14 protein-coding genes are annotated in these 12,003 nt (G+C 67.2%); 10 read left to right on the top strand and 4 right to left on the bottom strand.

Annotated features, from left to right (window positions below; translation table 11 throughout):
- Window positions 1-139: 139 nt before the first annotated feature.
- The 8 genes from GW587_RS02210 to GW587_RS02175 are packed head-to-tail and all read left to right on the top strand — an operon-like array spanning window position 140 to window position 6,450.
- Window positions 140-643 carry a (2Fe-2S)-binding protein gene (locus GW587_RS02210; protein WP_166097994.1) on the top strand — a complete coding sequence of 168 codons (504 nt, stop codon included), beginning with the start codon at window positions 140-142 and terminating at the stop codon, window positions 641-643.
- A complete protein-coding gene (locus GW587_RS02205) occupies window positions 640-2,838 on the top strand; it encodes a xanthine dehydrogenase family protein molybdopterin-binding subunit (RefSeq protein ID WP_166097992.1) in 2,199 nt (732 codons plus the stop codon). The genes GW587_RS02210 and GW587_RS02205 overlap by 4 nt, the downstream gene beginning before the upstream one ends.
- A gap of 6 nt (window positions 2,839-2,844) precedes the next feature.
- Window positions 2,845-3,264, top strand: coding sequence for a sulfur oxidation c-type cytochrome SoxX (soxX, locus tag GW587_RS02200; protein ID WP_166097990.1), 420 nt, complete (start codon window positions 2,845-2,847; stop codon window positions 3,262-3,264).
- Entirely contained in the window at window positions 3,261-3,701 is a 441-nt protein-coding gene (locus GW587_RS02195) for a SoxY-related AACIE arm protein (protein WP_166097987.1), read from the top strand. The genes soxX and GW587_RS02195 overlap by 4 nt, the downstream gene beginning before the upstream one ends.
- Window positions 3,701-4,027, top strand: a complete 327-nt coding sequence (soxZ, locus tag GW587_RS02190; protein WP_166097984.1) for a thiosulfate oxidation carrier complex protein SoxZ — start codon at window positions 3,701-3,703, stop codon at window positions 4,025-4,027. The genes GW587_RS02195 and soxZ overlap by 1 nt, the downstream gene beginning before the upstream one ends.
- Entirely contained in the window at window positions 4,024-4,842 is an 819-nt protein-coding gene (gene soxA / locus GW587_RS02185) for a sulfur oxidation c-type cytochrome SoxA (protein ID WP_207393306.1), read from the top strand. Before soxZ ends, soxA begins: the two co-directional genes overlap by 4 nt.
- Window positions 4,843-4,855: 13 nt before the next feature.
- Complete coding sequence (locus tag GW587_RS02180; protein WP_166097981.1) at window positions 4,856-5,179, top strand: c-type cytochrome; 324 nt, start codon at window positions 4,856-4,858, stop codon at window positions 5,177-5,179.
- Window positions 5,176-6,450 (top strand): NAD(P)/FAD-dependent oxidoreductase, encoded by a 1,275-nt coding sequence (locus GW587_RS02175; RefSeq protein WP_166097979.1) that lies wholly within the window; start codon window positions 5,176-5,178, stop codon window positions 6,448-6,450. The genes GW587_RS02180 and GW587_RS02175 overlap by 4 nt, the downstream gene beginning before the upstream one ends.
- Window positions 6,451-6,459: 9 nt before the next feature.
- On the opposite strand, the gene GW587_RS02170 is transcribed toward GW587_RS02175, so the two are convergent.
- A complete protein-coding gene (locus GW587_RS02170) occupies window positions 6,460-7,191 on the bottom strand; it encodes a substrate-binding periplasmic protein (RefSeq protein WP_166097977.1) in 732 nt (243 codons plus the stop codon).
- A 153-nt stretch (window positions 7,192-7,344) separates the two neighbouring features.
- Here GW587_RS02170 and GW587_RS02165 point away from each other — a divergent pair, with 153 nt between their 5' ends.
- Complete coding sequence (locus GW587_RS02165) at window positions 7,345-8,265, top strand: hypothetical protein (RefSeq protein ID WP_166097974.1); 921 nt, start codon at window positions 7,345-7,347, stop codon at window positions 8,263-8,265.
- 116 nt (window positions 8,266-8,381) lie between these two features.
- Window positions 8,382-8,741, top strand: coding sequence for an aspartate 1-decarboxylase (gene panD, locus GW587_RS02160; RefSeq protein WP_166097972.1), 360 nt, complete (start codon window positions 8,382-8,384; stop codon window positions 8,739-8,741).
- A gap of 28 nt (window positions 8,742-8,769) precedes the next feature.
- Here the strand turns inward: panD and GW587_RS02155 are convergent, their stop codons facing one another.
- The 3 genes from GW587_RS02155 to GW587_RS02145 form a co-directional block, all read right to left on the bottom strand.
- On the bottom strand, window positions 8,770-9,393 hold the full coding sequence (locus GW587_RS02155; protein ID WP_166097969.1) for a Crp/Fnr family transcriptional regulator: 624 nt from the start codon (window positions 9,391-9,393) through the stop codon (window positions 8,770-8,772).
- 202 nt (window positions 9,394-9,595) lie between these two features.
- Window positions 9,596-10,288, bottom strand: a complete 693-nt coding sequence (gene aqpZ, locus GW587_RS02150) for an aquaporin Z (RefSeq protein ID WP_166097966.1) — start codon at window positions 10,286-10,288, stop codon at window positions 9,596-9,598.
- Between the two features lie 74 nt (window positions 10,289-10,362).
- Entirely contained in the window at window positions 10,363-11,961 is a 1,599-nt protein-coding gene (locus GW587_RS02145; RefSeq protein WP_166097964.1) for a response regulator, read from the bottom strand.
- Between the last annotated feature and the right edge of the window lie 42 nt (window positions 11,962-12,003).

The following is a 12,003-nucleotide window of genomic DNA, read 5'->3' as shown; positions in this document are numbered from 1 at the left end:
GCGATGCAGTCTATTGATCTGGCGCATTAAAAACTTTGATCCAGGTCAAAATGCAAAAACAATCCGGAAACAATCCGACGCACAGCGCGGTTGGGAACCGGTGTAGTATTTCGCCAACCAGTTAACTCAGGAGATCTGCATGGCTAAGCTCAACGTCAACGGCGTGGTAAGGGAATACGAGGCGGAGGAGGACACGCCGCTGCTGTGGGTGATCCGCGAACAACTGGGGCTGACCGGCACCAAGTTCGGTTGCGGCATGGCGCAATGCGGCGCCTGCACCGTGCATATCGACGGCCAGGCCGTGCGCAGCTGCGTCTATCCGGCGGCCGCCGTCACCGGCGCGCAGAAGATCACCACCATCGAGGGTTTGTCCAAGGACGGCTCGCATCCTATCCAGAAAGCCTGGGCGGCGCTGGATGTGCCGCAATGCGGCTTCTGCCAGTCCGGCATGATCATGGCCGCCGCCGCGCTGGTGCGCGACAGGCCCAAATGTACCGATGCCGACATCGATGCGGCGATGACCAATATCTGCCGCTGCGGCACCTATAACCGCGTGCGCAAGGCGATCCACGTCGCGGTGCGCGGCGGCGATCCGGCCACCGCAGGTCTGGCTATCCAGCGCATCGAAGGGAGCAAGGCATGAGCACCCTCACCGTCAATTCGGCGTCGCGGCGCGGCTTCCTGAAAAGCGCGATCGCCGGCGGCCTGGTGGTCGCCTTCCACATTCCGTTCGACGAGGCGCAGGCGCAGCAGCCGATCCAGCAGGGCGCTTCGACCGCCACGCCCGAGGTCAACGCCTGGGTGGTGGTCAAGCCCGACGACACCATCGTGATCCGCATCGCCCGCTCCGAGATGGGCCAGGGCACGCTGACCGGCCTGGCGCAACTGGTGGCCGAGGAGCTGGACGCCGACTGGAGCAAGGTCGTCACCGAATATCCGTCGCCGGGACAGAACCTGGCGCGCAAGCGCGCGTGGGGCAGCTTCTCCACCGGCGGCAGCCGTGGCATCCGCGAGTCGCACGACTACGTGCGCAAAGGCGGCGCCATCGCCCGCACGATGCTGGTGCAGGCCGCCGCCGATGGTTGGAAGGTGCCGGCGTCCGAATGCTCGGCCGCCGCCAGCGTGATCACGCACAAGCCGAGCAGCCGCACCATCAGCTACGGCAAGGTGGCCGAAGCCGCCGCCAAGCTGACGCCGCCGACCGAGGTGGCGCTGAAGGACCCGAAGGACTGGAAGCTGGCCGGCAAACGCCTGGCGCGACTGGATACGGTGGACAAGACCACCGGCGCGCAGATCTACGGCATGGACATCACCATGCCGGGCATGCTGAACGCGGCGATCAAGGATTGCCCGGTGTTCGGCGGCACGGTCAAGAGCTTCGACGCCACGACGGCCGAGAAGCGTCCCGGCGTCAAGAAGATCTTCAAGCTGGGCGACACCGCCGTGGTGGTGGTGGCCGATACCTGGTGGCGCGCCAAGTCTGCGCTGGAGGCGGTGACCATCGAATGGGACAAGGGCCCGAATGCGACGCTGTCGAGCAAGGAGGTGGCGGCGACGCTGAGGGTGGCGCTGGATGCGCCGGAAGCGGTGGTCGGCAATGCGAACGGCGACGCCAAGGCGGCCATCGCCGCGTCGGCGCGCAAGATCGAGGCGGTGTATTCGCACCCGTGGCTGAATCACGCGACCATGGAAACCATGAACGCGACCGTGATCTGGACCGCCGAGCGTTGCCAGGTGTGGACGCCGACCCAGAACGGCGAAGCCGCGCTGGCGGCGACGGCGGAAGCGGCGGGTCTGCCGGCGGCGCAGTGCGACGTCTACAAGATGCACCTGGGCGGCGGCTTCGGCCGGCGCGGCGCGACGCACGACTGGGTGACGCAGGCGGTGAAGATCGCCAAGGAGATGCCGGGCACGCCGGTCAAATTGATCTGGTCGCGCGAGGAGGACATGCTGCATGGCCGCTACCATCCGATCACGCAATGCAAGCTGACCGCCGGTCTGGATGCGAAGGGCAATGTCACCGGCCTGCACATGCGCATCGCCGGCCAATCGATCCTGGCGTCGCTGGGGCAGACGCTCAAGGACGGCAAGGATCCGGTGGTGTTCCAGGGCTTGAACGCGCCAGGGCCGGAGGCGTCGATCGGCTATGGCTTCCCGAATCTGCTGGTCGATCACGCGATGCGCAATCCGCCGGTGCCGGCCGGATTCTGGCGCGGCGTGAACCTGAACCAGAATACGATTTATCTCGAATGCTTCATGGACGAGCTGGCACATGCGACCAAGCAGGATCCGCTGGCCTTCCGCCGCAAGCTGATGGCCAACAATCCGAAGCATCTGGCGGTGCTGAACGCGGTAGCCGAGAAGGCCGGTTGGGGCAAGCCGGCCAAGAAGGGCGTGTATCGCGGCCTGGCGCAGACCATGGGCTTCGGCAGCTACGTGGCCGCCTGCGCCGAGGTGTCGGTGGACGGCAAGACCGGCAAGCTGAAGATCCTGCGCATCGTCGCGGCGACCGATCCGGGGCATGCGGTCAATCCGCAGCAGATCGAGGCGCAGGTCGAGGGCTCCTTCGTCTACGGCTTGTCCGCCGCGCTGTACGGCGAGTGCACGCTGAAGGATGGGCAGATGGAGCAGCAGAACTTCGATACCTATCAGGTGATGAAGCTGGATGAGATGCCGAAGGTCGAGTCGATCATCATGCCGTCGGGCGGGTTCTGGGGCGGCGTCGGCGAGCCGACCATCGCGGTGGCCGCGCCGGCGGTGCTGAACGCGATCTTCGCCGCCACCGGCAAGCGGATACGCGAGCTGCCGCTGAAGAACCATAGCCTGAAGAAGGCGTAGAGGCGCATGCCGGCGGGCGCGATCGTGGCGGTGGCATTGGCGCTGGCCGCATCGTCCGCGCCGCCGGTCGACGCGCGGCCTGGCGGTGCGCGGCCTGGCGATGCGGCGCGCGGCCGCGCCATCGTCGCCAATCGCCAGGTCGGCCTGTGCCTGCTGTGCCATACCGGCCCGATTCCCGAGGAACGCTTCCAGGGCAACCTGGCGCCGGACCTGCGCGGCGCCGGCCGGCGCTGGAATGCAGACCAGCTGCGCGCGCGCATCGCCGATGCCAGCCAGTTCAACCCGGACACCATCATGCCGTCCTACCACAAGACCGAAGGCCTGAACCGCGTCGCCGCCGCCTACCAGGGCAAGACCATCCTCGACGCACAGCAGATCGAGGACGTGGTGGCCTGGCTGCAAACGCTGACCGAGGAGTCGCCATGAAGCGCCGCGACCTCCTGGCCGCCGGCGCCGGACTGGCGATGCTGGCGCTGGTCCGCCCCGCCTCCGCGACGCCGGAGGAAATGGCCGCAGCGATCAAGGCCTTCACCGACGGCGCCACGCCGCAGGAGGGCAAGGTCCGGTTCGAGATCGCGCAGCTGATCGACAACGGCAACGCCGTGCCGGTCACGGTGGCGGTCGACGGCGCCGCCGGCCATGTCGCGGCGATCGCCATCTTCAACGAAAAAAATCCGCACACCGACGTCGCGGTGTTCACGCTCGGCCCGCGCGCCGGCAAGGCGGAGGTGTCGACGCGGATCCGGCTGGCGACCTCGCAGCGGCTGATCGCGATCGCGCGCATGGACGACGGCGGTTACTGGTCCAAGTCGGTGGACGTGATCGTCACGCTGGCGGCTTGCATCGAAGGCGAGGCTCCCTGATGGCGCGCGCATTGATCCACATGCCGGCGACGGCCCGGCGCGGCGAGGTGATCGAGATCCGCGCGCTGATCGGGCATCCGATGGAGACCGGCTACCGGCCCGGCGCCGACGGTCGTATCGTCCCGCGCGACATCATCCGCAGCTTTGTCTGCAAGTACAACGGCGAGCAGGTTTTCGGCGCCGAGCTGCATCAGGCGATTTCCGCCAATCCGTATATCGCGTTCTTCACCATCGCCACCGAGAGCGGCACGCTGGAGTTCACGTGGGAGGGCGACAACCGCTTCGCCCACAGCGAGAAGATGACCCTGACGGTGAGCGCGCCATGAAGCGCGCCGCCGCGCTGACGCTGCTGGCCGGCTACGCCGTCATGTCGGCAATCGCCGCGCCGGCGGCAGTGTCCGCAGTGGCCGCAGCGTCGGCGCCGCCAACCGCGACGGCCGACCAGCGCCGCTCCGGCAGCGAATTCATGAGCGCCTCGACGCAGGCCATGCAGCGCGACGATACGCTCAATCCCGGCATGCTGTGGATCAGCGGCGGCGAAGCGCAGTGGAACGCGGCGGCCGGCAAGAGCGCCAAATCCTGCGCCAGCTGCCACGGCGACGCGGCCAAGAGCATGCGCGGCGTGGCGGCCCGCTTCCCCGCGTTCGACCCGGCCGGCAGGACCACCGTCAACCTCGCGCAGCGCATCAACATCTGCCGCGAGCGCAAGCAGCAGGCGCCGGCCTTGAAGCTGGAAGGCGAGGAACTGCTTGGACTGGAAGCCTATGTGGCGATGCAGTCGCGCGGCATGCCGGTCAACCCGCCGCAGGACGCCGGCACCAGGTCCTCGGCGGCGCGCGGCAAGCAGCTGTACTTCCAGCGCATCGGCCAATTGAACCTGTCGTGCGCGCAGTGCCATGACCAGCAATGGGGCAAGCGCCTGGCCGGCAGCACCATCCCGCAAGGGCACGCGGCGGCGTATCCGATCTACCGGCTGGAGTGGCAGGCGATGGGATCGCTGCAACGCCGGCTGCGCAACTGCATGAGCGGCGTGCGCGCCGAGATTCCGCCGCTGGGCGCACAAGAGCTGGTGGAGCTGGAGGCATGGCTGGCCGTGCGCGACAAGGGCATGATGATGGAGTCGCCGGGCGTGCGACCTTAAACAGGAGATACCGATGTTGAAGACGATCTTGATTGCAGCGGCGCTCAGCGCCGGCGCGACGGGCGCAATGGCCGCCGCCGGCGCCGAGGGCGGCGCGATGATCCCACAAGGCGCGCGCCTGGCCGCCACCTGCGCCGCCTGCCACGGCACCAACGGCGCCAGCATCGGCACCGCGCTGCCGCCGCTGGCCGGCCAGCCGAAGCAGGCGCTGGCCGCCGCGCTGCATGACTTCAAGTCCGGCAAGCGCCAGGCCACGATCATGACCCAGATCGCCAAAGGCTACACCGACCAACAAATCGAACAGCTGGCGACCTGGTTCGCCGCGCAAAAGCCATGAAGCGCCGCCAATTCCTGCAAGGCGCGCTGGCCGCGTCGACCGCCGCGTCCACCATCGGCTGCGCCAGCATCTCCGGCAAGGCCAAGCCGCGCGTGGTGGTGGTCGGCGGCGGCTACGGCGGCGCCACCGCTGCCCGCTACGTGCGCATCTGGAGCGAAGGCGCCATCGACGTCACGCTGATCGAACCGAATGCCGCCTTCATCTCCTGCCCGCTGTCCAACCTGGTGCTGGGCGGCTCGCGCCGCATCGGCGACCTGACGCTGTCGCTGGACGCGCTGGCGCGCAAGCATGGCGTGCGCCTGGTGCGCGACACCGTCACCGCGATCGATGCCGAAAAACGCACGCTGTCGCTGGCCGGCGGCCAGACGCTGTCCTACGACCGCCTGATCGTCTCGCCCGGCGTCGACTTCATGTGGGACCAGCTGCCGGGCATGCTCAAGCCCGGCGCGCAGGAATCGGTGCTGCACGCCTGGAAAGCCGGTGCGCAAACCGTCGCGCTGCGCGCGCAACTGGAGGCGATGCCCGACGGCGGCGTCTACGCGATGACGATCCCGCCCGCGCCATACCGCTGCCCGCCCGGCCCGTACGAGCGGGCGTCGCAGATCGCCTGCTACTTCAGCCGCCACAAGCCGAAATCCAAGGTGCTGATCCTTGACGCCAACGACGACGTGGTGTCCAAAGGACCGCTGTTCAAGAAAGTATGGAAGGAGCGCTACGGCGGCATCATCGAATACCGTCCATCGTTCCGCACCGCCGACATCGACGCCGCCGCGCGCACCGCCAACTCCGAGCTGGGCGACCAGGTCAAGGCCGATGTGCTGAACGTGATCCCGCCGCAGCGCGCCGGCGCCATCGCCGTGCGCAGCGGCCTGGCCAACGCCAACGCGCGCTGGTGCGGGGTCGACTTCCTCAGCTTCGAATCGACGCAGGCGAAAAACATCCACGTGCTGGGCGACGCGATCGCGGTCGCGCCGCTGATGCCGAAATCGGCGCACATGGCCAACCAGCACGCCAAGGTGTGCGCCGCCGCCGTGGTGGACCTGCTGAATGGCCGCGCGCCCGATCTACATCCGATGCTGACCAACACCTGCTACAGCTTCGTCTCCGACACCGACGTGATCCACGTCGCCTCGGTGCACGCCTACGACGCGGAGAAAAAGACGTTGTTGGTTGTTTCCGGCTCGGGCGGCGTCTCAGCGGGACCGAGCGCGCTCGAAGGCGAGTACGCGATGAACTGGGCCCGCAACATCTGGGCCGACACGCTGTCCTAGCGCCCGCGACTAGCGGTAGCGCGCCAGGATCTGGTCGATGCTGCCGTCCTTGCTCATGGCGTCGAGCGCCTGCGAGACCTCGGCCAACGGCACGCGGCCGTTGCGCGACACCGCGCACTGCGTCTTGAAGGCGGCGAACACCAGTTCCGGCCGCAGCGGCAGGCTGGCGTCGGAGCGCTTCAGGTAGGCCAGCGTGGCTTCGCTGATGATAGTGTAGGGCACCGCGCCCTTCATCACCGACTGCAGGTTGTGCTCCATGCTGGGCGAGTCGACACGGTTGAAATGCTTGCCCAGCACCTGCTCGACGCGCGGATAGCGGTAGCCTGCCACGGTGCCGACGCGCTTGCCCTTGAGATCCTTGAGCGAGCGCAGATGCGGCGCGTTGCCGTAACCGACCAGCATCTCGGCGTCCGGGAACATCGGCTCGGTCCACAGGTAGTCGCCGTCGATCCACTGCGGCAGCACATGGCACATGATGTCGGCGCGGCCGGCCATCAGCGCCGCCTGCACGCCGGCCGTGCCGGAGCCGAGGTAGACCGCGCGCCGGCCCATGCGCTGCGCCAGCGCGTCGCCCATGTCCTTGATGATGCCGCCGGCCAGCTGGCCATGCTCGTAGCGCGCCAGCGGCATCGTCGATTCCAGCGGCGCCAGCAGCACCAGCTCGTTCGGCGCGCCATACGCGGCGGCGGACGGCAGCAGCAGCGACAAGGCGGTCAGCAGGGCGGGCGAGGGCTTGGTCATGGATCCGGTTCGAAGGGTGGCCGCCCTATTATAGCGGGGGCACGATGATTTCCCAGTGGCAAACGGGCGCTAAGTCCGTGGAGAACGACGTAAACTGAAATGGTAGGCGATCCCATGCGCCTGCGGACACGTCTTTAACCTGGAGAGCCCATCATGACACACACACTGGCAGCAGTATTCGAAACCCGTGCCGAGGCCAACCGAGCCAAGGACGAATTGATCCATAGCGGCTACGACCGCGACGCCATCATCATCAGCGATTCCGGCAGCGTGGCGGGGACGCCGCGCATCAACGACGACGAATCCATCCTCAGCAGCGTCAAGCAGATGTTCAGCCAGCTGCTGGGCCGCGAGCACGCCGACCGCCATGTCTATGCCGAGGCGCTCAACCGCGGCCACGTGGTGCTGACGCTGGAGACCAACGGCCTGGACGCGGCCGATCGCGCCGCCGACATCATCGAGGACTTCAACCCGATCGACATCGACGAACATGAAACCATGTGGCGCGCCAGCGGCTGGACCGGCGCCGAGGTGCTGCACGCCGGCCCCGGCGCGGCGCAGGCCAGCCTGGGCGCGCAGCAGAGCGCGCCGGAGCAGCACGGCATCCGCCATCGCGAGGAGGCGGTCGATTTCGCCCGCTCCGAGCAGGGCCTGCTGACGCCGGGCTCGCTGCAGCGCGGCGACGCCGTGATCCCGGAGATCGCCGAGGTCACCACGCCGATTTCCGAGCAGAGCACGGTACAGCGCAGCGGCATGCGCATCTATCCGCGCGACGGCGCGCCGAACCAGGACAGCATGCGCATCCTGCGCGGCGACGACGCCGGCGACGACCAGGACTACTTCCGCTCGCATTGGGAAAAGACGCTGTCCTACACCGGCGGCACCTACCAGGAGTTCGACCCGGCCTACCGCTACGGCGAATCGATGGCGGGCAACCCCGGCTATCGCGACAAGCCGTGGGACGAGGCCGAGCCCGAGCTGCGCGGCGCCTGGCAGACCAAGCACCCTGAATCGAGCTGGGACAAGTTCAAGGCCGCGGTGAAGGCGGGCTGGGAGAAGGTGACCGGCGGCTAGGCGGCGGCATATCCCTCGGGCTCGGCAAATGGTAGGATAGCGGCCTCGCGTCGCTGCCATGCACTATCAGGACGCCAAGCTTGAATGATTATTATCGAGGGATGAACAAGATGTCTATGCAACGAGTTATGCTGCGCGCCAAGCTGCACCGCGTCACGGTGACGCAGGCGGATCTGAATTACGAGGGTTCCTGCGGTATCGATCTGGACTTGCTGGAGGCGGCCGATATCTGGCCGAACGAGCAGATCGAGCTGTACAACGTGAACAACGGCGAGCGTTTCGCGACCTACGCGATTCCGGGCCTGCGCGGCACCGGCGAGATTTCGCTCAACGGCGCGGCGGCCCGCAAGGCGCAGCTGGGCGACCTGCTGATCATCTGCACCTACGCGCCGATGACGGAAACGCAGATCGCCGACTACAAGCCGAAGCTCGTGTTCGTCGACGGCCAGAACAAGATCACCAGCGTCAAGTCTTGACGTTAAAAACGCCCTGACGGGCGTTTTTTTATGCCTGCCTGCTGGCGTCGTGCCGCAGCAACTGCGACATGTACTGCGGTGTGATGCCGAGGAAAGACGCCACCACCTTCTGCGAAATGCGCTGCTCCAGGCCAGGATACTCGCGGCGGAACGCGGTCAGCCGGCCCTGCGCCGGCGAGGCGCTCAGGTACATGCGGCGACCTTGGTCGAGAATGCTGCGTTCGGCCGCGCGCAAGTAGTAGTCGCGCAAGGAACTGTGCTTGCTGTACAGCGCGTCCATCTCGGACCAGTCCAGGCGATAGCCATGGATCGCCGTCTCCGCCACCACGAAATTGACCGCCGGCTGATCGTCGCGCGAGCGCAACAGATCGTCGTGCGCCGCCGCCGGTTCGCCATCCATCAAAAAATGCAAGGTGACTTCGTTGCCGCTCTCGGTGATGAATCCGGTGCGCGCCACGCCGCTGTGCAGCCAGTGCACGTGCTGCGCCGGGGTGCCGATACGTTGCAGATACTCGCCCTTGCGCATGCTGAATGGCGTGGCCAGCGGTTCCAGCAGCCGGGTCGCTTCATCGTACAACTCGGTGGTGACGCCGTAACGCTGGGATGTAATGTCGCGGTACTTCGCTCGGTGTTCTAAAAATGCTTGAGTCATGACGCAGGTTCTCAATGATGCAATTGGCCAAACCGGCAATGTTGTAGGTCCGGAATGTAAATGGCCGTACAAATGAATCCCAAGTGTAAACCTTTTCTCATGTCAGGATGTGAACTTTGTTGCAGATTAGAATGAAACCTTAAATTTATTTTAAACTTCAACAAGCTGTTGCTTGCAGGGTGTGGCGGAATCGACACGCGTCTCAAGCCGGCTGCGGCTCAGCGATCAAGCGGTAGACCACGGCGCCCAGCAGCGCGCCGACGATGGGCGCCAGCCAGAACAGCCACAGCTGGCTCATCGCCCAGTCGCCGACGTACACCGCGACCCCGGTGCTGCGCGCCGGGTTGACCGAGGTGTTGGTGACCGGGATGGTGATCAGGTGGATCAGCGTCAGCGCGAAGCCGATCGGCAGCGGCGCGAAGCCCTGCGGCGCGCGCGCGTCGGTGGCGCCGAGTATGATCAGCAGGAACATCATCGTCATCACCACTTCGGACAGCAGCGCGGCGTGCAGCGAATAGCCGCCCGGCGAGTGCGCGCCGTAGCCGTTGGCGGCGAAGCCCGCGCCGACATCGAAGCCGGCCTTGCCGCTGGCGATCAGGTACAGCACGCCGCCGGCCACGATGCCGCCCAATACCTGCGCCGCGATGTAGGGCAGCAGCTGCCCGGCCGGGAAGCGGCCGCCGGCCCACAGGCCGATCGATACCGCCGGATTCAGGTGGCAGCCGGAGATGTGGCCGATGGCGTAGGCCATGGTCAACACCGTCAGGCCGAACGCCAGCGAGACGCCCAGCAGGCCGATGCCGACGCCGGGGAAGGCCGCCGCCAGCACCGCGCTACCGCAGCCGCCGAGCACCAGCCAGAAGGTACCGAAAAATTCCGCGCCATATTGTTTCATATGACCTCCCGGAGTTGAGAGCGGGTGTCATCATGCTAGCAAGTTCGCCGGGACGGCGCAAATGGCGTGCGGTATCAGACGGCCGGCAGACGCAACAGCAGGCGGGTGCGGGCGCCGTCGTCATCGGCGGCCAGCGAGCCGCCTTGCACCTCGCTCATCAAGCGCGCCGCGTACACCGGCAAGGCGGCGTCGTCGACCGGGCGCACCGCCGGGCCGCGCAGGCAGGCCAGCTGCGCCGCCGGCAGCGCGCCGGCGTATTCGATCGCAATCACCCAGCAGCTTTCCGCCAGCGTGGCGCCGATCGCGATCGAGGTGCCGGCCGGCGTGGTGGCGGCGGCGTTCAGCAGCAGGTGTTCGAACAGCGTGCGGCAGAAGCTGCGGTCGGCCAGCACCGTCACCCGCAGCGACGGCAGCATCACCGGATGGGTGGCGGCGGTGTCGGCCGCCGCGCGCTTCAGCAGCGGCCCCAGCTCGACGCTGGCGCTGGCCGGCTCGCTGGCGCCCTGTTCGATGCGCAGCAGGCCCATCGACAGGCTGGCCTGCCGCATCGCCCGCCGCGCCGCCTGGTCCAGCGCCTGCAAGGCGGCGCGCCGCAACCGGCCTGGCCCCGCCGTCGTTGCCTCGGCCTGCGACGACGCGGCATCCGTTCCGCCCGGCGCGGCGGCGTCATCGTTCAACAACTGTTCGCCGGCGGCGATCACCTCCTCCAGCGGCGTGACCAGGTTGTAGCGCGCCAGCCGCTCGACCTCTTCGCGCAGCTGGGCATTGCCGGCGATGGCGGCGTTCTGCTGCTTGAGCTCGGCCATCATGCCGGCCATGCGCAGATGGGTGCGCATGCGCGCCTTCAGGATCGCCGGATCGACCGGCTTGGTGACGTAGTCGACCGCGCCCAGCTCCAGGCCGCCGACGATGTCGTCGGCCTGGTCCTTGGCCGACAGGAAGATCACCGGAATATCGGCGCTGGCGGGATCGGCCTTGAGGCGGCGGCAGACTTCGAAGCCGTCCATCTCCGGCATCATCACGTCGAGCAGGATGAGGTCGGGCCGGTGCACCGGCACCAGCTCCAGCGCCTTGCGCCCGGAGATCGCCACCTTGACGCTATAGCCTTCGTCGGCCAGCATGCCGGCGATGACCTTGATGTTGGTGGCGATGTCGTCGACCACCAGCACCGTCGCCTCCTTCAGCCGTTCCTCCAGCGGCCGCTCCATGCCGATCAGCGCCGGCGCCGCCGGCATCGCCGCCGCGCGCATGCCGGCGGCGCGCTTGGCGGCGGCGTGGCCGCGCGCCTGGAACATCGCCTGCAGCTTGCTATGGAAGGTGGCCAGGGTGAATGGCTTGATCAGGCAATCGGTGACGCCGGCCGCCGCCGCCGCGCGCAGGCCGTCGCGGTTGGCTTCGCTGGGGAGCAGCATGAACGGCAATTCCTTGTCGGCCAGGTTGTCGCGCACCCACCCCAGCAGCTGCAGCCCGCTCATGCCCGGCATGTCGAGGTCGGAGATGACGGCGGCGATCGGCCGCTCGTTCAGGATGCGGCAAGCCTCCTCGCCGCTGCCGGCCAGGAACACATTGTTCAGCCCGAGGTCGGCCAGGATGCCCTTGACCACGGAGCGCATTTGCTGGTTGTCGTCCACCACCAGAACGGGAAGCGACAGGTCGATATTCTTGACGGGCATAAATCGAATTCCAACGAGCGGTTGTGTAAGCGCAACAACTAA

The sequence above is a fragment of the Duganella aceris genome (assembly GCF_011090165.1).
GTDB classification, from domain to species: domain Bacteria; phylum Pseudomonadota; class Gammaproteobacteria; order Burkholderiales; family Burkholderiaceae_D; genus Rugamonas; species Rugamonas aceris.
This window is presented reverse-complemented; position numbering and strand designations above follow the sequence as displayed.

Bases quoted from the DNA above. Each gene is read 5' to 3' on its own strand.
- GW587_RS02210 (WP_166097994.1), top strand. From the start codon at position 140: ATGGCTAAGCTCAACGTCAACGGCGTGGTAAGGGAATACGAGGCGGAG.
- GW587_RS02205 (WP_166097992.1), top strand. From the start codon at position 640: ATGAGCACCCTCACCGTCAATTCGGCGTCGCGGCGCGGCTTCCTGAAA.
- soxX (WP_166097990.1), top strand. From the start codon at position 2,845: ATGCCGGCGGGCGCGATCGTGGCGGTGGCATTGGCGCTGGCCGCATCG.
- GW587_RS02195 (WP_166097987.1), top strand. From the start codon at position 3,261: ATGAAGCGCCGCGACCTCCTGGCCGCCGGCGCCGGACTGGCGATGCTG.
- soxZ (WP_166097984.1), top strand. From the start codon at position 3,701: ATGGCGCGCGCATTGATCCACATGCCGGCGACGGCCCGGCGCGGCGAG.
- soxA (WP_207393306.1), top strand. From the start codon at position 4,024: ATGAAGCGCGCCGCCGCGCTGACGCTGCTGGCCGGCTACGCCGTCATG.
- GW587_RS02180 (WP_166097981.1), top strand. From the start codon at position 4,856: ATGTTGAAGACGATCTTGATTGCAGCGGCGCTCAGCGCCGGCGCGACG.
- GW587_RS02175 (WP_166097979.1), top strand. From the start codon at position 5,176: ATGAAGCGCCGCCAATTCCTGCAAGGCGCGCTGGCCGCGTCGACCGCC.
- GW587_RS02170 (WP_166097977.1), bottom strand. From the start codon at position 7,191: ATGACCAAGCCCTCGCCCGCCCTGCTGACCGCCTTGTCGCTGCTGCTG.
- GW587_RS02165 (WP_166097974.1), top strand. From the start codon at position 7,345: ATGACACACACACTGGCAGCAGTATTCGAAACCCGTGCCGAGGCCAAC.
- panD (WP_166097972.1), top strand. From the start codon at position 8,382: ATGCAACGAGTTATGCTGCGCGCCAAGCTGCACCGCGTCACGGTGACG.
- GW587_RS02155 (WP_166097969.1), bottom strand. From the start codon at position 9,393: ATGACTCAAGCATTTTTAGAACACCGAGCGAAGTACCGCGACATTACA.
- aqpZ (WP_166097966.1), bottom strand. From the start codon at position 10,288: ATGAAACAATATGGCGCGGAATTTTTCGGTACCTTCTGGCTGGTGCTC.
- GW587_RS02145 (WP_166097964.1), bottom strand. From the start codon at position 11,961: ATGCCCGTCAAGAATATCGACCTGTCGCTTCCCGTTCTGGTGGTGGAC.